17 protein-coding genes are annotated in these 19,156 nt (G+C 34.4%); 6 read left to right on the top strand and 11 right to left on the bottom strand.

Annotation, left to right across the window (positions count from 1 at the left end; all coding sequences use genetic code 11):
• Window positions 1–19 precede the first annotated feature (19 nt).
• Window positions 20–898 (bottom strand): alpha/beta hydrolase, encoded by an 879-nt coding sequence (locus tag K8Z87_RS04930; protein ID WP_227476370.1) that lies wholly within the window; start codon window positions 896–898, stop codon window positions 20–22.
• Window positions 899–1,083: 185 nt separating this feature from the next.
• Between K8Z87_RS04930 and K8Z87_RS04925 the strand changes: the two genes are divergently transcribed.
• On the top strand, window positions 1,084–1,530 hold the full coding sequence (locus K8Z87_RS04925; RefSeq protein WP_227476369.1) for a hypothetical protein: 447 nt from the start codon (window positions 1,084–1,086) through the stop codon (window positions 1,528–1,530).
• A gap of 54 nt (window positions 1,531–1,584) precedes the next feature.
• Here the strand turns inward: K8Z87_RS04925 and hemL are convergent, their stop codons facing one another.
• The 3 genes from hemL to K8Z87_RS04910 are packed head-to-tail and all read right to left on the bottom strand — an operon-like array spanning window position 1,585 to window position 4,614.
• Complete coding sequence (hemL, locus tag K8Z87_RS04920) at window positions 1,585–2,868, bottom strand: glutamate-1-semialdehyde 2,1-aminomutase (protein WP_227476368.1); 1,284 nt, start codon at window positions 2,866–2,868, stop codon at window positions 1,585–1,587.
• Window positions 2,868–3,701, bottom strand: coding sequence for a glucosaminidase domain-containing protein (locus K8Z87_RS04915; RefSeq protein WP_227476367.1), 834 nt, complete (start codon window positions 3,699–3,701; stop codon window positions 2,868–2,870). The genes hemL and K8Z87_RS04915 overlap by 1 nt, the downstream gene beginning before the upstream one ends.
• Window position 3,702: 1 nt before the next feature.
• Window positions 3,703–4,614, bottom strand: coding sequence for a 1-aminocyclopropane-1-carboxylate deaminase/D-cysteine desulfhydrase (locus K8Z87_RS04910; RefSeq protein ID WP_227476392.1), 912 nt, complete (start codon window positions 4,612–4,614; stop codon window positions 3,703–3,705).
• A gap of 98 nt (window positions 4,615–4,712) precedes the next feature.
• Here K8Z87_RS04910 and K8Z87_RS04905 point away from each other — a divergent pair, with 98 nt between their 5' ends.
• The 5 genes from K8Z87_RS04905 (at window position 4,713) to K8Z87_RS04885 (ending at window position 9,705) form a co-directional block, all read left to right on the top strand.
• Window positions 4,713–4,871, top strand: coding sequence for a DUF5522 domain-containing protein (locus K8Z87_RS04905; RefSeq protein WP_227476391.1), 159 nt, complete (start codon window positions 4,713–4,715; stop codon window positions 4,869–4,871).
• A 132-nt stretch (window positions 4,872–5,003) separates the two neighbouring features.
• Entirely contained in the window at window positions 5,004–6,989 is a 1,986-nt protein-coding gene (locus K8Z87_RS04900) for a urocanate hydratase (protein ID WP_227476366.1), read from the top strand.
• Between the two features lie 19 nt (window positions 6,990–7,008).
• Window positions 7,009–7,605 carry a DUF4136 domain-containing protein gene (locus K8Z87_RS04895; RefSeq protein WP_227476365.1) on the top strand — a complete coding sequence of 199 codons (597 nt, stop codon included), beginning with the start codon at window positions 7,009–7,011 and terminating at the stop codon, window positions 7,603–7,605.
• Between the two features lie 133 nt (window positions 7,606–7,738).
• The gene (locus K8Z87_RS04890) at window positions 7,739–9,385 is read left to right on the top strand and encodes a SulP family inorganic anion transporter (protein ID WP_227476364.1); all 1,647 of its coding nucleotides are present in this window, start codon (window positions 7,739–7,741) and stop codon (window positions 9,383–9,385) included.
• 128 nt (window positions 9,386–9,513) lie between these two features.
• Window positions 9,514–9,705, top strand: a complete 192-nt coding sequence (locus K8Z87_RS04885; protein ID WP_227476363.1) for a cold-shock protein — start codon at window positions 9,514–9,516, stop codon at window positions 9,703–9,705.
• Between the two features lie 60 nt (window positions 9,706–9,765).
• Here the strand turns inward: K8Z87_RS04885 and K8Z87_RS04880 are convergent, their stop codons facing one another.
• The 7 genes from K8Z87_RS04880 to K8Z87_RS04850 all read right to left on the bottom strand — a co-directional run bounded on the left by K8Z87_RS04880 (window position 9,766) and on the right by K8Z87_RS04850 (window position 19,077).
• Window positions 9,766–11,016 (bottom strand): amidohydrolase family protein, encoded by a 1,251-nt coding sequence (locus K8Z87_RS04880; RefSeq protein WP_227476362.1) that lies wholly within the window; start codon window positions 11,014–11,016, stop codon window positions 9,766–9,768.
• A 59-nt stretch (window positions 11,017–11,075) separates the two neighbouring features.
• Complete coding sequence (locus tag K8Z87_RS04875) at window positions 11,076–12,446, bottom strand: amidohydrolase family protein (RefSeq protein ID WP_227476361.1); 1,371 nt, start codon at window positions 12,444–12,446, stop codon at window positions 11,076–11,078.
• 6 nt (window positions 12,447–12,452) lie between these two features.
• Window positions 12,453–13,874 carry an amidohydrolase family protein gene (locus tag K8Z87_RS04870; RefSeq protein ID WP_227476360.1) on the bottom strand — a complete coding sequence of 474 codons (1,422 nt, stop codon included), beginning with the start codon at window positions 13,872–13,874 and terminating at the stop codon, window positions 12,453–12,455.
• A gap of 3 nt (window positions 13,875–13,877) precedes the next feature.
• Window positions 13,878–14,918, bottom strand: a complete 1,041-nt coding sequence (locus K8Z87_RS13980; protein ID WP_227476359.1) for a zinc-dependent alcohol dehydrogenase family protein — start codon at window positions 14,916–14,918, stop codon at window positions 13,878–13,880.
• Window positions 14,919–14,990: 72 nt separating this feature from the next.
• On the bottom strand, window positions 14,991–15,788 hold the full coding sequence (locus K8Z87_RS04860) for a hypothetical protein (RefSeq protein WP_227476358.1): 798 nt from the start codon (window positions 15,786–15,788) through the stop codon (window positions 14,991–14,993).
• A 62-nt stretch (window positions 15,789–15,850) separates the two neighbouring features.
• The gene (locus tag K8Z87_RS04855) at window positions 15,851–17,926 is read right to left on the bottom strand and encodes an alpha-ketoacid dehydrogenase subunit alpha/beta (protein WP_227476357.1); all 2,076 of its coding nucleotides are present in this window, start codon (window positions 17,924–17,926) and stop codon (window positions 15,851–15,853) included.
• Window positions 17,927–18,018: 92 nt separating this feature from the next.
• On the bottom strand, window positions 18,019–19,077 hold the full coding sequence (locus K8Z87_RS04850) for a branched-chain amino acid aminotransferase (RefSeq protein WP_227476356.1): 1,059 nt from the start codon (window positions 19,075–19,077) through the stop codon (window positions 18,019–18,021).
• Between the last annotated feature and the right edge of the window lie 79 nt (window positions 19,078–19,156).

The raw sequence follows: 19,156 nt of genomic DNA, 5'->3' as shown, positions 1-19,156 counted from the left end.
TATAAGATATACGAACTTTTTAATTCTGTTTCTTTGCGTTTTTTGAACTGTGAATGACATTTATACTTGTACTTTTTAAATCTATTTCTTTAGGTTTAGAATTTATAATTTCGTCTAGCATCTGATGATAGGCTTCAAAATTATTTAAATTTTTATGACCACCTCCTATGACCGAATGCAGCTTAGTTAGTTTAGGATTGACCTGAGATAGTTTTACACTAGATTTAAAAGGAATTAATTTATCTTGTGTACCATGAATAATATGGATTGGGCATCGCACATATTTTAACCATTTATATGTTGGTAATGGGTATTTTATTAACAGAGATAGTGGCATAAAAGGCATATAACGTGATGTTACTTTCGTTAAACTATAATATGGCGCATCTAAAATGAGCATACGAGGATTATTAATAGAAGCTAATTTTGCTGCAAAACCCGAGCCTAAAGAGCGTCCATACAGCACTATTCTATCTTCTGAAGTGACTTCCTTGATTTTATTGTAAACTAACTGCAAATCGCGTTTAATTGCCTTTTGCGAGCGTCTCCCTGTGCTTTTGCCAAAACCACGATAATCTACCATAATCACATTATAGCCTAAACGCGTAAAGTCTACAGCAAACTTTCCCCAACCTTTTATACTTTTAGAATTTCCTTTTAAGTACAAAACCACACCTTTGCTTTTTCCTTTTGGAAAAAACCGAATGCCATTTATAGTGGCACCATCTCTAGTTTCAAGGTTATGCTCTTCATAGGTTTGATTTTCATAATTAAACTGAAAATCTTTAGATAGCTTTTCTGGTTTAAACAACATGTAGTCTTGCAAATAATACAAGGCAATACTAATACCTGCATATATTGCTAATAGTGTTAAAAGTGTTGAAACCCAATAGGTCATTAAAAGTTATTTATCTTAACAAGATACAAATTATTGATTATCTTCTTTTTTAATGTAATCTGCAATAGGAACTTCATTATCATTATTAAGCAATTAACGATTGTTAAAAATTGTGTTAAAAGCGACAACTCTTTTAAACGATTTAAATGTTTGCTAGTCTTAATAGCAAATAAAACAAACACATCATGAAAAAATTATTAGTTATCGCTATTTCACTGTTTACATTAACCAGTATAGCACAGCAAGGACATAGAAAAGGACAACATCATTCTAAACAAAATAAAGAAAAGCGTGCCAATTTATCACCTGAAGACATGGCAAAGTTTCAATCTAAACAGATGACACTTCGTTTAGACCTATCTGATCAGCAACAGCAACAAGTTGAAGCTGTATTAGTAAAACATTTAACTGAAGGTAAAGCTAAATTAGAAACATTAAAAGCTTCAGAAAAAAAGCCTACAATAGAAGAACGCAAGCAATTACGGTTAGAAAGAGTTGATACTCAAATTGCCTTAAAACGAGAAATGAAAAACATATTAAATGACGAACAGTACAAAAAATATGAACGTTCATTGGTTAGACAAAACAATAAAGGTCCTAGAGGAAAGAGAAAAGGTGGTAAACGAAAATAGTTAGTTAGTCTTTCGTAAAATAAAAAGCGTGCTTAAAGCACGCTTTTTATTTTATTATGATTTTGCAAACTCTGAAACAGCTTTAATAGTCTCATCTATATCTTCATAACTCAAAGCATCTGTTATAAACCATGTTTCAAATGCGCTAGGCGCTATATAAATACCTTGATTGAGCATACTATGGAAGAATCTTTTAAATGTCTCATTATTACCATTAGCAGCTGTTTTAAAATCTAACACCTCACCTTCATGAAAATGTACTGAGATCATTGATCCTATTCTATTTATAGTAAACGCTATCTCAGAATCATTTAAAATGGTTTCAATACCTTTATGTAAATACTTCGTTTTTTCCTCTAATCGGTTAAATAATTCTTTATCTGCATCAATAGATTTTAGCATGGCAAGTCCTGCAGCCATAGCCAATGGATTACCACTTAAAGTCCCTGCTTGATATACTGGACCCAATGGCGCTAAATGGTTCATTATTTCATTACGTGCCGCAAAAGCACCAACAGGCAATCCTCCGCCTATAACTTTTCCAAAGCAAACAATATCTGCATTAATCGCAAATAATTCTTGTGCTCCGCCTTTTGCTAAACGAAATCCTGTCATTACCTCATCAAAAATCAGTAGCATATTATTTGCATCACACAAATCTCTTAATCCTTCTAAAAAACCTCCTCCTGGAGGAATGCAACCCATATTGCCAGCTACTGGCTCTATAATAATAGCTGCAATTTCATTTTTATTAGCTTCTATAATCTGCCCAACATGTTCTAGGTTATTATAATCAGCCAAAAGTGTATCTTTTGCTGTACCTTGTGTTACTCCCGGACTATTTGGTGTACCAAATGTACTAGCACCACTACCAGCAGCGATTAAAAAAGAATCACTATGGCCATGATAACAGCCCGAAAATTTTATAATTTTATCTCTTCCCGTAAAACCTCTCGCTAAACGGATGGCACTCATACATGCTTCTGTTCCAGAGTTAACAAAACGAATTTTATCAATATTTGGCACCATAGAAACAGCCAATTCAGCGATTTCCGTTTCTAATGCTGTAGGCATACCAAAAGATGTTCCTGCTTTAGCTTTATCAATTACGGCATCTACAACTGGCGGAAACGCATGACCCAATAACATTGGCCCCCAAGAATTGATATAGTCTATAAAACGATTTCCATCTTCATCATACACATAAGCTCCTTTTGCCGATTTTGCAAAAATAGGAGTGCCTCCTACTCCTTTAAAAGCTCTTACTGGTGAATTTACACCACCAGGAATCACCTCTTGCGCTTCTTTAAATAAAGCACTACTTCTTTGGTATAGCATTAATTTTTGTTTATTATTAAAACTTGTCCTACAGACAAGTCATTTGAAGTTAAATTATTGTCTTTTTTTATCTGCTCAACAGTAATTCCAAATTTCTTAGATATTGAATACAGCGTATCTCCTTTAGAAACAATATGGCGAATTCCTTTAATAACTATTACAGGACCTTTTCCAGAACCATAAGCCACTCTATTTAAAACTTCATCATCATACCTATACAATTGATAACGTTTAATAAGATCTATAAGCTTTTGAGGATATTTTCGATCTGTAGCATAACCTGCCGCTTTTAAACCTTTAGCCCAACCTCCGTAATCATCTATTTTAAGTTCAAATAATTTTGAATACCGTTTTCTACTGGTTAAAAATTCGGAATGATCTTTATAAGACGATGCAGCTTCTTTATATTTTCTAAAACATTCTTGCGAGCGGTCATCATCATGATATATTTTAGCTCCTTTCCAACCATGACATTTTATACCAAAATGATTATTTGCCTCTTTTGCCAAGCGGCCATTTCCTGAACCCGATTCTAAAATACCTTGAGCTAACGTAATACTTGCAGGTATTTTTGATTTACGCATCTCATCCATAGCAATAGATGCATATTGATCTATATATTTTTCTACTGATGTTCTTACTTTTGACGGAGTTGGTTTTGTTGTAATTTCTTCTTTAATTTCATCCTTTACCTTTTCTTCTTCTGAAGACTTAGTGATGGTAGTAGATTCTGTTTTTGTAGTGTTATTTTTTTTCTTAGTTACAATTCCTTTTTTAGAGCCACAACTTGATAACATAACTGCAAAAATTATAAGTATTATTCGTATCTTCATTTTATACTGCTATTAAAGGCAAATCTTTCATTTTTAATTTTTCATTCATCCCTTTTATCCCTTGTAAACCACCTGTATGGATGGCTAAAATTTTAGAGTTTTTAGGAAAATAACCTTTAGCCAATAAATCAAATATCCCATACATCATTTTTCCTGTATAAACAGGATCCAACTGTACATTATATTTCGATTTAAAATCATTAATAAACGTTATTAATTCTTCATTTATTTTCGCATAACCGCCAAAGTGATAATCCGTAATAAGTTTCCAATGGTTTTGCAATGCAAATTTACGAATATCATTTTGTAAAAAATCACCTTTCAACGCAGGAAATCCCAATATATTTTGATGTTTCTCTGAAGTGTTTATTATGCCTGAAAATGTTCCGCCTGTTCCAACAGAACAACAGATATAATCATAGAGATTATCTTCTTTATTTAAAATCTCTTCGCAGCCTTTTATAGCCAATGCATTTGTTCCACCTTCTGGAATAGTATAAAAATCACCAAATCTAATTTTTAAATGTGTTTTAAAATCTGCATCTGTTTTTTGCCGATACAATGTTCTTGTCACAAAATAAAAATGCATACCACAATCATAAGCAAAACGTAAGGTAGAATTAGACATGTACTTGGTTTCTAATTCTTCTCCTCGAATCACTCCTATGGTTTTAAAACCATTTATTTTCCCTGCATAAGCTACTGCTGCGATATGATTTGAGTATGCGCCTCCAAAAGTAAGAAGTGTATGTTCTCTCAGTTTTTTAGCTTCAAGAATATTGTACTTTAATTTTCTAAATTTATTCCCAGAAATAAACGGATGCAATACATCTTCGCGCTTCATATAAAGCTCAATTCCTAATTTATGCTGTATATCTATTTTCTGAATAAACGATGTTTGTAATGCTTCCATTCTAACTTCAAAAATAATGCATATAATTTCAAAACTCATGCTTAATGGCAATTAAAGGCTTAGCACTATTATTCCAATTTGTACTATCTTTGCCACATATGAAAAAGCTTATACCTGTTGAAGATGGCGATTATTATGTAACCCCAGAAGGTTATCGTTGTTTTACAGAACAATACCATTTAAAACGCGGTTATTGTTGCGAAAGTGGCTGTAGACATTGCCCATACGGTTATAATTCTTCAACTAAGCGCAAATAAAAATCAAATACTTAAAAGTGAATTTGAGATGTTTTTTCAAAACACATCGATCAATAGCTTCAACTCATCATCTTTTAAATATATGTAATTAGATTTTTTAAAAGCACTAATTATTAAATTAAAAATGCAACTATGTCATTTAAATCTCAAATTAAAGAAGGTATTCCAAATAAACTCCCCGTAGCAAAAACATACGACACTGAAGTAAACCATGCCCCTAAAAGAAAAGCTGTTTTAAATACTGATGAAAAGAAATTGGCTTTAAAAAACGCACTTCGTTATTTTGATAAAAAGCATCACGCAACGCTTCTTCCTGAATTTAAAAATGAACTAGAAAAGTATGGTCGTATTTACATGTATCGTTTTCGTCCAGATTACAAAATGTATGCAAGACCTATTGATGAATACCCAGCAAAGTCTCGACATGCAGCCGGTATTATGTTAATGATTCAGAATAATTTAGACTCGGCAGTTGCTCAACATCCACACGAGCTTATAACTTATGGTGGCAATGGAGCAGTATTTTCTAACTGGGCGCAATATCGCTTAACCATGCAATATTTAAGCGAAATGACCGATGAGCAAACACTTGTAATGTACTCTGGTCATCCTCTTGGATTATTTCCATCTCATAAAAAAGCTCCTAGAGTTGTTGTGACTAACGGCATGATGATTCCTAATTATTCTCAACCTGACGATTGGGAAAAATTTAATGCATTAGGAGTAACGCAATATGGACAAATGACCGCAGGAAGTTACATGTATATTGGCCCACAAGGCATTGTTCATGGCACCACAATTACAGTTTTAAATGGATTTAGAAAAATAAAGAAATCCCCTAAAGGCAGCTTGTTTGTCACTTCTGGTTTAGGAGGTATGAGTGGAGCTCAGCCTAAAGCAGGAAATATAGCTGGCTGTATTACAGTTTGTGCAGAAGTTAATCCAAAAATTACTCAAATTCGATTAGATCAAGGTTGGATTAATGAAAAAATCACAAATTTAAATGCTTTAGTAAATCGTGTGAAAAAAGCTATAATTGACAAAGAAACTGTATCAATTGCATATTTAGGAAATATTGTAGATGTATGGGAAACGTTTGATAAAGAAAATATTCATATCGATTTAGGAAGCGATCAAACCTCATTACACAATCCATGGGCTGGCGGTTATTATCCTGTTGACCTTTCTTTTGAAGAGGCCAATCAGACGATGGCAAATAACCCTGAAGATTTTAAAACTGAAGTACAAAAAACGTTAAGACGACATGCTAATGCTATAAACAAGCATACTGCAAAAGGCACATATTTCTTTGATTACGGAAACGCTTTTTTATTAGAAGCATCAAGAGCTGGTGCTGATATCATGGCAAAAAATGGTACTGACTTTAAATATCCGAGTTATGTACAAGATATTATGGGACCTATGTGTTTTGATTATGGTTTTGGTCCGTTCCGTTGGGTTTGTGCATCGGGAAAACCTGAAGATTTACAGAAAACAGATGCTATAGCTTGTGCCGTTCTTGAAGAAATAAAAAAGAGTTCTCCTAAAGAAATTCAACAACAAATGTCTGATAATATTCAATGGATAAAAGGTGCTCAAGAGAACAAACTTGTGGTAGGATCTCAAGCCAGAATTTTATATGCAGATGCCGAAGGACGTGTTAAAATTGCAAAAGCGTTTAATGATGCCATAAAAAATTACGATATTGGTATGGTTATTTTAGGTCGTGACCATCATGATGTGTCTGGAACTGATTCTCCGTATAGAGAAACTAGTAATATTTATGACGGTTCTCGCTTTACTGCGGATATGGCTATCCATAATGTTATCGGTGATAGTTTTAGAGGAGCAACATGGGTAAGTATACATAATGGCGGAGGTGTTGGATGGGGAGAAGTTATAAATGGTGGTTTTGGTATGATTCTTGATGGTAGTAAAGAATCGGAAGATAACTTAAAATCAATGCTTTTCTGGGATGTAAATAACGGAATTGCTAGACGTAGTTGGGCTAGAAACGATGAAGCTATTTTTGCTATAAAACGTGCTATGGCCAATGAACCTAATTTAAAAGTTACATTACCGAATATTGTCAATGACGATTTATTAAATGAATACTAACTCAAAAAAAATGTTTATTATGAAAAGATTAGTACAACTTTTACCTATTGCAATGCTTTTTGCAATTGTATCTTCCTGTAGCTCCGTGCGTGTAGCTTCAGACTACGACCAAGAAACTTCTTTTGACAACTATAAAACCTTTGCCTTTTTCAAACCCGGAATTGACAAAGCTGAAATTAGTGATTTAGACAAAAGACGTATTCTAAAGGCTATTGAAACAGAATTATTAGCTAAAGGTTTAACAAAATCTGAAGATCCAGATATGCTAATAAGCATATTTACAAAATCAAACCAACGTGTAGATCTTTACAATAACTTCGGCTTTGGTTTTGGAGGTTTTAGCCCTTATGGATTCGGAGGTTTTGGTGGCTTTGGTCGTTTTGGAGGCTTTGGAGGTTTCGGTCCTTATGGCGGCGGTTTTGGCAATAATGTATCTACTAGAACTGAAGGTATTCTTTTTATAGATTTTATAGACACTGATAAAAAAGAATTAATCTGGCAAGGATCAGGTACAGGACATTTGGTAACTAAAAATGTAGAAAAGAAAGAAGCTCGCATTAAAACATTTGTTACAGAAATGATGACTCAGTTTCCTCCAGAACCTGAGACTAAATAGAATTACAAACCATAATATATCCAAAGGGCACTCAAAATTGAGTGCCCTTTTTGTTTCTATTCCCTATTTTAATCTACATTTTTAAGTATCCATTATAATAAACTATCTTTGCCGACTTTCAGAGATAGAAATTATGATATTAGGCCATACTACAAGGAAGAATTTTACACAAAACCCAAAGAACGATATTCTATCTGGGTTAACCGTTGCATTAGCATTAGTTCCTGAAGCAGTTGCATTTGCTTTTGTTGCCGGTGTAGATCCATTAGTTGGGTTATATGGTGCTTTTATGATGGGTATTATTACTGCTCTATTTGGTGGACGCCCTGGTATGATCTCTGGTGCTACAGGAGCTATGGCTGTTGTTATGGTTCATTTAATTAAAAAAGGAAATGAAGTTGGATTAACTTTAGATATACCAATAGAAAATTTAGGGTTACAGTGGCTATTTATTACTTTATTAATTGTTGGTGGCATACAAATTCTTTCTGGAGTATTAAAACTAGGGAAATTTGTACGTTTAATTCCACATCCTGTAATGATGGGGTTTGTTAACGGATTGGCTATTGTTATCTTCTTATCACAACTTGGCCTTTTCAAAGAAAATATAAATGGGGAAAAAGTATTTATGTCTGGCACACCATTGCTTATTATGCTAGGCTTAGTAGTATTAACAATGGGTATAATGTTTGGCTTGCCAAAACTCACAAAAAAAATACCTGCTGCTTTAACCGCCATAATAGTTGTTGCAGCAATTACAATTCTAGGAAAATTAGATGTTAGTACTGTTGGTTCTTTTATAACTGATGGTGGCGGAAAAGGTTTACAAGGTGGATTACCATCGTTTCAAGATCAAATTTTTGGATTATTTAGTACGCTAGATGGTCATTTTTTAAGTGTCATTCTTCCAACCGCTTTTATTTTAGCTGCAGTAGGCTTAATAGAGTCATTAATGACATTGAATCTTATAGATGAAATGACCGAAACCAGAGGAAATGGAAACAGAGAATGTATTGCTCAAGGTGGAGCTAATATATTAAACGGTTTATTTGGTGGTATGGGAGGTTGTGCTATGATTGGGCAATCTATTATTAATGTAGATTCTGGTGGCCGAGGACGATTATCTGGAGCTGTAGCTGCAATAGCATTACTTTGCTTTGTTTTGTTTGGAGCTCCTTTAATTGAACAAATTCCTATTGCCGCATTAGTTGGTGTAATGTTTATGGTCGTTATCGGAACATTTGCATGGTCTAGTTTTAGAATTATTCGTAAGATCCCCTTATCAGATGCTATTGTTTTAATTGCTGTTTCTGCAATTACTGTATGGAAAGATTTAGCTGTTGCTGTTATTGCTGGCGTTATTATTTCTGCTTTAGTTTTTGCTTGGAAAAATGCAACAATGATTAGGGCACGCAAGCGTATGCAAGAAGATGGTACTAAGACTTATGAAATATGGGGACCATTATTTTTTGGCTCTATTCAAAATTTTAATTCAAAGTTTGATGTAAAAAATGACCCTGATAAGGTTGAAATTGATTTTGTTGAATCTCGTGTTAGTGATCACTCTGCTTTAGAAGCTATTTTTAATTTAGTCAATAAATATGAGGCCGAAGGTAAATCTATTACATTAAAACATTTAAGTAAAGATTGTAAAGTTTTATTACGAAAAGCTAGCCCTAAATTTGAAGAAGTAATTATCGAAGACATTGATGATCCTCGCTATCACTTGGCTGCTAACCCTGAAAAATTCACAAAACCTTTATCTGAATATAAAATTTAGTTCAATAATTATTGTCCCTAATTACTAAGGTTTAGCTAATTAGCTACTTATTTCATAATAAAGATTTAAAATTAATTGAATATCAATTAATTAGACTACTTTCGCAGCTTAATTTAATATATTTTAATATGAGTACTGGTACAGTAAAATTTTTTAATGACTCTAAAGGTTTTGGATTCATCACAGAAGAAGGAAACAACAAAGAGCATTTTGTACATATTTCTGGTTTAGTTGATGAGATTAGAGAAGGAGACAATGTTGAATTTGATTTAGCAGAAGGAAAAAAAGGATTAAATGCAATTAATGTTAAAGTTATATAAGTATATATCTTCAATCTTTTTAATAAGAGCCTATCTATTCGATAGGCTCTTTATTTTTAATTAATTTTTATAAATCACACCATCTTTCATTACAAAAGACACATTTCGCATTGCTTTAATATCTTTGATGGGATTATCATCAACAGCAATAATATCTGCTAAAAACCCTTTTTTAATATTACCCAAATTATCTAAATGAAACACGCGTGCGTTTACAGATGTTGCCGATTGTAAAGCTCGTATTGGTTTCATCCCATAATCAATCATAAGTTCTAATTCTTTATAATTCTCACCATGAGGAAACACACCAACATCGCCACCAAATACAATATCAACACCAGATTCCATAGCAAGTTTAAATGATTCTTTCTTTTGTATAATTCTATCTGGTTCTGGATCTTTTCCTTTATTCCAACCATTGTATTGCAAAATAGCATCACCAGCTGCTACAGTTGCACAAAGTGCCACCTTATTCTTTTTCATAAGTTGTAAAATCTCAGCTGTTGCCCCGTCACCATGCTCAATGGTCTCTACACCACCAAGAATGGCACGACGCATGCCTTCTGGTGTACTTGCATGAGCCACAGCATAACTACCAGCGCTTTCTGCAGCTTCAACCATTAATTTTATTTCTTCTAAAGAAAATGTAGGATTTGATGGTGCTCCAGGTTTCCAACGGTAATCTGCATAGATTTTTATAAAATCTGCACCATTACCCAATTGACGACGTACCGTTTTAATCACATCATTACCACTAGCTTCTTCTGCTCCAAGAGGTACATGTACACCATCGTGAAACCCTTTTGGTCCATAAGCACCTGTAGCTACAACCGCTGGTCCTGCAACCAACAAACGAGGTCCAACAATAATACCTTCTTCAATGGTTTTTTTAACATACACGTCACTATATCCTGCACCTTCAGCACCAAGATCTCGCATGGTTGTGACTCCTGCAAACAATGAATTCTTCACGTGGTTTACTGCTCTAATTGAACGCTCTACAGGGGATTCTTTCAATACTTGATCGTTCCATGTCGTTTCATTATATGGATGTAATAATATATGTGAATGTCCTTCAATAAGACCTGGCATCAACGTTTTTCCTTTTAAATCTATGGTTTGTGTGTGTCTAGGAATTTTTATTTGATTTTCAGGTCCAACTTGTGTAATGCGATTTCCTTCTACCAAAACTACCCAACCTTCATGAATTTCGTTCCCATCAAAAATACGATCTGGTTTTAACAGGGTTTGTGAATTAGAAGCGGAAAGAGCAAACCCTAATGCTATTGTGATTATTACTTTTATATTCATTTTTAAAATCATTTTTTATTATACCTACAAGGTTATTGAAACCTTGCAGGATTCATTATCTACTTACTAGTATTTGCTTTAGCAATTTCTGTTAAACGAGCGTCGATACTTTCTTTTGATAACCACTGTCCTCTTACCATAACACCTGTAAAATCTTTTAACGCTTTAAGATCTTGTAAAGGATTTGCATTCAGCAGAATTAAATCAGCATCAACACCAACTCTAACTTCCCCATAAGTACCTTCTTCATTAAAGTATTTGGCTGGATTGATAGTTCCGGATTGTATAATTTGCAAAGGTGTTAAACCAGCTCGCCTCATGCCATCAATTTCATGATGAATAGAAAATCCTGGAACATTAAATAATTGTGGTGCGTCAGAACCCAATAACATACCATGACCTTTATTTTGTAATTTTCTCATCAACTGTCTTCTAATTGTATTGAATTGTTGCCACTGTTCAACATCAAAATCATCAGTTTCTGTTAATTGCGCTTTTCTAGTTATCCAGTTTTTTAATGTAGATGCAGCCATATATTTCATTTCTGGTTGCTTAGATAATTCTTCACCACTTATAGGCGCAAACCAACGCTCGTAAAGACTTTGTGTTGAAACGATCCAAACCTCATTTTCTTTTGCCATATCTACCAGTTCATCCATATATTTCACATCTGCTAAAGGTGTAAATGCATAACCGAAAAATCCATTTGCATTAGGATCTACATTAGCTGATTGTGGGACTAAACCTTCTAAAAACCCATCCACATGATCTATGGATGCATAACCACTTTCCATAGCGTGACGTACACCAACATCAACAGGTACATGACCTGCAAATGGAATACCTACTTTATTAGCTGTTTCTACAGCTGTATCAAAAACGTCTAGTTGAATTCCCGGGTGTATTTTTAAAAAATCATAACCCTCTTTTTGATATTGTGTTACTTTTTCAACGGCTTCTTCTTTAGTGCTAATAGTATTACCGTTTAATGATGGACTAGATGTGTAAATTCGAGGGGATAATATTTCGTTATTCAATGCTTTCTCTCTAAGCTCCAAATGAGACGGATGACCTAGCATTCCGCGAATAGTCGTAATACCATTAGACAAATACAAAAACAGAGTTTCATCAACTATTTCAGGGTTTCTAGTTGAAGGTTGCGGGATGTGTGCATGCATCTCTGCTAACCCAGGCATTAAAAATTTATCTGTTCCGTCAATAACTGTCTTATAAGCATTTTGATTTTCAACAGCTTCAGAAATACTTTTAATTTTCCCTGAATCAACAACAACATATCTATGCTCAACGATAGCACCGTTTCGAACATTAAGTACATTTGTATCTGTTATTAAAATTGCTGTTTCACTAACCTGTGTTTGATTACAAGAACACAAGATTAATGTTCCTATTAAAAAAATAAAATTTCGCATTCGTGTTTAATTTTGAATAATACAATCTTCACAGTCAATAGTTTTTGCAATAGTCTGCGGATTGTATATTTGATTGTTTTTAGTAATTCTATAAATATTTCTAGTTTGTGTAATTTCTATCAATGGGTTTGCGTTTAAAACCACTAAATCTGCTTTTTTACCAGTTTCGATTGTACCATAATCTTCACCTTTTTCTAAAAATTTAGATCCATTATACGCTGATGTTTGTAGTGCTTCTAAATTTGAAATTCCCGAATTAACCATAGCTTCCAATTCTTTATGCAATGAAATACCTGGATAGGTAAATGAATTAAATGCACCGCTATCTGAACCAGCTAACAAACTAACGCCTGCATCATTTAATGATTTTGATAATTTTTTAAAAAATGAATTTAAAGCTTTTCGATCTTGTCGTGCTTTTTCAGAACCATTTAAAGCGCTATTAATTCGACCTTGGTAAGTTGTAATAATTCCTGCTGGCATTAATTTTAAATACGCATCATTAGTATGGTCCTCTTCATCTAAGTAACTCAATACATTTCCTATATGAAGTGTAGGTACAACGTAAACATTATTTTCCTTTAATTGTTTGAATGTATTTTCTGCTGTAAACTCATCATAGGTTGCAATGAGTTTAGCCATCGATTGCCAAAAACCATACTCTCTATTTATAATGGCTTGTGTAATCTCTTGCTCTTTTGAAGAGCATCCTTTTAACACATAATATAAATGTTCAATTGCGCCTATACCAGCTTCAATATTTTCTGTAAGCTCAACAGTAAACGGCATATGCCCTGAAGTGATGAGTCCTCTAGAGGTCGCTTGCTTCACTGTTTCTAAGTATGCTTCTCTAGAAATTCGGCTTTCGTATATTTTTACAAAATCGGTTTTTAATACTTCTAATGAATCTAGAGCTTTTGATACATCTTTTGGATTAGTTACCACCAAAGAACCAGCCCAAGTTGCATTAGGTCCATCTAATTTAGGGCCAGAAGTGAAAATTGTAGGCCCCATTAATTCATTATTAGCAATTTGAGTATTCCATTCTAAAACCGATGGTGTTAAATCGCCACCTGCATCACGAACGGTTGTAATGCCATTCATTATAAATAGTTTTAGAAAGTCTTTATTGGCTTGAATTAAGGTATCTCCACCTCTAAAATGTACGTGATTATCCCAAAACCCTGGTAAGACGTATTTACCTGTAGCATCAATTATTTTTTCTGAAGTGATATTAGAATACTCTACTGCTGGTTTTATATTAACGATACGACCTTCATTGATAAAAATATCTTGTTGCTCAATTGCTCCTGTTTCGATATTAATGATATTCCCATTGGTTACTATCATATCGAACGTCTTCTTGTTTTCAGTTTTACAACCAAAAAACAATATCATCAATAAGCTAAAAAGTAATGGGTTTTTCATTTTTTAAAAACTATCTATCACTAATACTCCTCTGTTCTTAAACGCATTCATTCTTGGTAATTCTGTCGTTGCTTCTTCTAAACTAATGGTACGTTCGATTAATTTTTCTGGATGTAATTTCCTGTTTTTAATCATCTCTAACATTTCGGGATATTTAAACGCTTGCATTCCGTGGCTTCCTATCACTTCCAATTCATCTGCTAGTATTTTAACCATAGGCACTTTAGCATTTTGATGATCTCCTGTCATCAAACCAACTTGAATATGTTTACCTCGTTTTCGCAAACCAGAAATAGAATTAAAACAGGTAGTTGCACTTCCCAAAGCATCCATAGAAACGTGCGCACCGCCATTAGTGATGGATTTAATTTCTTCAACTACACTTGGATGATTACTAGCATTTATAGTTTCTACTGCGCCTATTTCTTTTGCAAAATTTAGTGTGTCCTCATTAATATCTACAGCAATCACTTGCGCTCCTAAAGCATTTGCAATCATAATAGCTGAAAGTCCTACACCACCACAACCGTGAATTACCACATATTGACCACCAGCTACTTCTCCTTGTGCTACAATAGCACGATAAGATGTAATAAATCGACAGCCTAAAGTTGCTGCAGTGACATTATCAATTTCATTAGGCAGCTTTACCAAATTTGTGTCTGCATAATCTAAAGCGACGTATTCTGCAAACGAACCCCAATGTGTAAAACCAGGCTGCGATTGTGTATCACATACTTGATGATTTCCTGAAATACATTGCCCGCAAATACCACAACCACAAACAAAAGGTACGGTTACACGATCACCTACTTTAAAGTTTTTTACATCCTTACCAACTGTTTCAATAGTTCCCGCTAGTTCGTGTCCAGGTACGTGAGGTAAATCAATATCACTATCGTGTCCCATCCATCCGTGCCAATCGCTACGGCACAAGCCTGTAGCACTTACTTTTATAACCACACCATCATTTTTTGGTATTGGGTCTTTAACATTTTGAACCGTTATTGGTCCTTGGAATTTTTCAAAAACGGCTGCTTTCACTCGCTATATTATCTCTTTTTTAAAATTGATTAGTTCTCGACTACGCTTGAACAGACATCTCTTTATTTAGAATTACTGAATGGCATCTAAAAAAGGTTTCATATCTAATAATTTGATATCGTCACGCTTACGAAGCTGTCTTAAGAACCAACCTTTATGTCCTGCGCCATACGTAATTAAAATACGTTTTCCTTTGTAGCGGTGTTTTTCTAGCGCTTTTTCAATATGCCAATAATGTGCAATATTGATATTCTCCCAACCTCCAAGACCAAGCTCTACATTAAACAACTTGTTATAAGGTTGCAATGCAATATCTTGAATACGATCGTACTCATCGGTATGAATAAAATAGGGGTCGTTTACTTTTCCTGTTGCTCGGTATATAGAGTCTGATTCACGATTTCCTTTTCTATATGCTGCCCAATCGTCTGCACGATTTGGATCTTCACTAATAGCTCTTAGTTTTTGACTACGCTCTAATGCCATAGGTCTGGTCCAGCCTGCCGTTGGAATAATCTCAAAATCCATTTCTTTAGTTAACGGAAATACGGCATCTGTATATTCAGGAAAACGCATCACACGAGGTTCAGAAATACTATCATCGCGTTTAAATCCTTCCATAGCAGCTTCAAAAAGATCTGGTGGAATTTCTGTTAAGATATAATCGGGGTTGATTTCTCTAATTAGTTTTTCCACGTAAGCTGTAGTATATACGCTATCGGTAAGGTGACCACCGTGGATCATCCCCATAACCAAAACTTCGTTTAGTTGTTTTTCTTCTAAAGTGTTTTCAGATTGTGTTTGTTTACAGCTTGATATTAATAGTAATAAAGTAATTACTACAACATACTTTTTAATTATAGATTTCATCAATATAGCTTTTAGCAGATAAATTTACTGAAATCTTTGTATTAAAAAACAAAGTCCTCTATTTAATAATTCAATATCTCTTCAATCTTTGTTCTTACCTTTTCTGTAGACGGTATCATCGTTTGTTCTAAAGTAGAGTTTAAAGGAATTGCTGGCATATTTTCACTACCAATAGTCATTACAGGTGCATCTATATACTTAAAACATTCTTCTTGTATTCGCCCAGACAATGCTCTTGCAAAACTATTATTAGTAGGCTCTTCAGTAACTACCAAACACTTTCCTGTTTTTTTAACCGATTTCATAATCGTGTCTTCATCTAATGGAAACAAAGTACGCAGGTCTATTACCTCAACTTGATCTCTCATTCCCTTTGTAGCATTCATTGCCCAATGCACACCCATCCCATAACTTACAACAGTTAAAGTTTCTTTATCTTCTTGTTTCCAGATTTCTTGTAAAACATTGGCTTTACCAAAAGGTAATCTGTAATCTTCTGCAGGCTCTATAGACGTTGCTCCTTTGGTTCCAGGTACTTTAGACCAATACAAGCCTTTGTGCTCTAAAATCACTACCGGATTAGGATCGTAATAGGCTGCTTTCATCAACCCTTTTAAATCAGCTCCGTTACTTGGGTAGGCTATTTTAACACCTCTAATGTTAGTTATTACACTTTCTACTGAAGATGAATGATATGGGCCTCCACTACCATATGCACCAATTGGCACGCGAAGAATCATACTCACAGGCCATTTTCCGTTAGATAAATAACAACTACGGCTTACTTCGGTAAACAATTGATTAAGCCCTGGCCAAATATAATCTGCAAACTGTACTTCTACTATTGGTTTTAAACCTACTGCAGACATTCCAACTGTAGACCCAACTATAAATGCTTCTTGAATTGGTGTATTAAATACACGGTCATCTCCAAATTTTTGTGCTAAAGTTGCAGCTTCGCGAAATACACCACCTAATCGTCCACCAACATCTTGTCCGTAGACTAAACATTCTTTATGGGTTCTCATTAATTCTTCTACAGCAAATAATGCACAGTCTACCATCACCACTTTTTCGTCGCGTTTAGGAAAACGTTCTCCTACCTCTTCGGTAATTGGTGTTGGTGCAAAATCGTGAGTAAATAAATCCTCAGGTTGTGGATCTTCGGCTTGTAAAGCACGTTCAAAATCAGATTGCACTTTTGCTTTTATTTCAACTTCTATGGCTTCAATATCTTTTAAAGAAATCCCAGCGTCTTCTAATTGTTTTTTTAATACAGGATATGGATCGCGAGAGCGTGCTTCTTCCAAATCGTCACGATACCATTCCATTCGCACACCAGAAGTATGATGATTTAGTAAAGGTACTTTAGCGTGTACCAAAAACGGACGACGTTCTTTACGAATGGTAGCAATCACTTTTTCTAGAGCTTCATAGCTTTCTGTAAAATTAGCACCATCTATAGAAATCGCTTCTAATCCGTGAAATCCCTGTGCATATTCATAGGCATTTTGCGCTCTTGTTTCTGCTGCATTTGCTGAAATATCCCAACCATTATCTTGCACTAAATATAAAATAGGCATCTGTTTTAATGCTGCCATTTGAAATGCTTCTGCGATTTCGCCTTCGGTAACTGAAGCATCGCCTAATGAACATACTGAAATTGGATTTAATTGAGATTCTTTACTATCGTTCTGAATGACATTAGGGTTACTTAAACCTTGTTTCTCAATATACTGCATTCCCATTGCTACACCTGTTGCAGGTATAGCTTGCATACCTGTAGCTGAAGATTGATGCGGTATTTTTGGTTTATCTATATCTTTTAAACTTGGATGCGAATAGTAGGTGCGTCCTCCAGAAAACGGATCTTCTTTTTTTGCTAACAATTGTAACATTACATCATAAGGTTGCATTCCTAATGCTAACAACATTGCATCATCTCTGTAATAAGGAAATGCATAATCTTGTGGTAATAATTGCAACCCTAAAGCAGTTTGAATTGCTTCGTGACCACGTGAAGTGGCGTGTACATATTTTGAAACTTGTTTAAAATTAGCTTCGTATAACTCGGTTAGTGCTTTTGCTGTACACAGGTTTGAAAATCCTTTTTCTAATATTTTTTTATCCATATTCATTATTTCTACTAAGGCAGAAACTTATTTTTGAGGTTTTATATTTCAGAAAGCATTCTGCATTTAACAGAATGATTATAAAACTTTAATAGAGGTTAATTTTTAATTTTGGTCATCCAGTTAAACTTATCCTCTACTTTCCCTGTTTTTATAGCATTTAAAGTGTCATTAACATCATTTGCTACAGGGCTTTGATCTGAAACGTGTATTACTTCACCGTCTAAACCAATCTCTTGAATATAGGCAATACCAACGGCCGTACCTGTACCAAAAGCCTCTTGCAAAGTTCCACTACGAGATGCGGTTTTAATTTCATCTATAGTAATCATTGTTTCAGTGACCTCATAACCTTTATCTCTTAGAACATCTATAACGCTCATTCTAGTGATACCGTCTAAAATAGATCCATCTCGTTTAGGGGTTATAAACTTTCCGTCAATCATAAAAAATATATTCATAGTCCCTACTTCTTGAATATATCTATGCTCATTAGCATCTAACCACAATACCTGATCGTAGCCTTTTGCTTTGGCTAATTCTGTTGGACGTATGGCGGCGGCGTAGTTACCTGCTGCTTTTGCTTCTCCTGTTCCGCCATTTGCTGCTCTTATATATTGCTTTTCTGCCCATAATTTAATGCGATTACTGTACATAGCATTTGATGGTGACGCAATAATGATAAATTTGTAATGTGTAGCCGCTCGCATACCAATAAAAGGTTCATCAGCATACATAAATGGTCTTAAATATAATGCACTTCCTTCTTGTGGCGGTATCCAATTACGCTCTATATCTACAAGTTGTTTTAAGCCTTCTACAAATAAATCTTCAGGAAAATTAGGCATTCCCATTCGGTCTGCACTTGTATTTAATCGTGCTGCATTTTTATTAGCTCTGAATAACATAGGGTTTCCATCTTTATCTACAGTAGCCTTCATTCCTTCAAAAATAGCTTGACCATAATGCAATGCCATTGCTGCAGGATGTGTTGGAATTGTTTCTAGAGGCTCTATCCTAGGGTTGCCCCATTGTCCATTATCATAATCACAGATAAACATATGGTCTGTGAATGTTGTTCCTAATGGGATGTTATTAAAATCTAAATCTGATACTTTTGATTTTTCGATTTTTGTTATATTGATATTGTAACTCATAATATTTTTGTTTTTGTCATTGCGAGGACGAAGGACGTCGCAATCTCTTCGAGAGATTCTTCACTTCGCTCTGAATGAC

Origin of the sequence: Winogradskyella immobilis, from assembly GCF_021887715.1 — a bacterium.
Lineage (GTDB): Bacteria > Bacteroidota > Bacteroidia > Flavobacteriales > Flavobacteriaceae > Winogradskyella > Winogradskyella immobilis.
The sequence above is the reverse complement of the archived record's forward strand: the minus strand, read 5'-3'. Positions and strand labels throughout refer to the sequence as shown.